This window comes from Candidatus Magnetobacterium casense (assembly GCF_019173545.1).
Lineage (GTDB): Bacteria > Nitrospirota > Thermodesulfovibrionia > Thermodesulfovibrionales > Magnetobacteriaceae > Magnetobacterium > Magnetobacterium cryptolimnobacter.
Map to the genome: position 1 here is coordinate 1 of NZ_JABXWD010000741.1, position 1,174 is coordinate 1,174.

1 protein-coding gene is annotated in these 1,174 nt (G+C 50.3%); it reads left to right on the forward strand.

Annotated elements, in window-relative coordinates; translation table 11 throughout:
- Positions 1 to 218 precede the first annotated feature (218 nt).
- Positions 219 to 1,004 (forward strand): hypothetical protein, encoded by a 786-nt coding sequence (locus HWQ67_RS19205; protein ID WP_218254303.1) that lies wholly within the window; start codon positions 219 to 221, stop codon positions 1,002 to 1,004.
- The last annotated feature ends 170 nt before the right edge of the window (positions 1,005 to 1,174 follow it).

Consider the following 1,174-nt stretch of genomic DNA (forward strand, 5'->3'; position numbering starts at 1 on the left):
CCCCTGTGGAGGTGGCAGGGTAAGCAGGTAAACGGTAACGAACCGGTTACTCCTGTTGGGTACCCTGACATCCGCCCCATCGTGGCAGGGTACCCAACAGGAGTAAACGGTTGGTTTCCGGTTACCTGGTTACCCTGCGCCGTGCCCCCCAGGTTTTTTTCCTGAAAAATAAACTTGAATTAGACTATAAATGTGTGGTCGGTAGCTTGGGACTACTTATGTCCCAAGCGGGATTGACCGAACGACCGACCGAGCGTCCTACTGAGTACTACCAGTACAGACTGACAATCCCGCACGCAGAGCTAGAGAATGTGAAGAGTTTTGTAGAGAAGTACAGTCAAGACTGGGCACTTTGTAGGCATCAAGCAGATGCAGAAGACAAGTCAGAGCATTTTCACATAGTCATGCGAGATTTTACCACAAAAAAGGTAGATGCGTTTCGCAAGGCCATTAGCAAGCATTACGAGCGTTCAGGCAACGGCTTACACGCCGGCAAGTTTATGAACAATCATGTATGCAAGTCCATTGGATATTTCAAGCATGAGCCCGATGTGGAGATCATCCACTCAGGGCAGGATTACTGGCAAGAATATATTGATACAGAACCTGCGTTCAAGAAGTCAGAGAAGCCCTCTGTATTAAAGGAGAAGCAGTCTCATCCAGTGCTCACGTATGCGAACGTACTCAAGCAGGCGTCCAAGTATAAGGAGGAACACAACCTTAAGACGAATGATCTATCGAAGGTCATCGAGGAGATGGTCAACAAACACAACTGGTGGCCGTCCAGGGAGTTACTCACGAACGGGATACCTACCGAGACTCACCAACGGTTTTCAGACATGGGCGAGTCCAAGCGCACCAAGCTCTCGTTTTGGTTACCTCACGAACGCTCAGATAAGAAGCTTGAGTGGGTCGATAAGGTCGCTACGGGATACTATACTAGCGGCGTCTCCAGTTCAGGCAACCCAGGCGATTCCAGACACCTCGGGTTCGAGCAGAAATAGGTATGCCCTTCCGGGTATTTAAGTACTCACGAGCGGACGTACAAACCTCATGGATGCCGTACCGACGGTTTGCACGGGGAACATACAACAGGTACTTCAAGAGGAAGATGACTCGTCGTGGGAAGTATGGTCGTCGGCGGGGTCGAGCGAACTTGAAAGCGATTGTGACC

Coding starts and splice junctions, on each gene's coding strand:
- HWQ67_RS19205 (WP_218254303.1), top strand. CDS start 219: ATGTCCCAAGCGGGATTGACCGAACGACCGACCGAGCGTCCTACTGAG.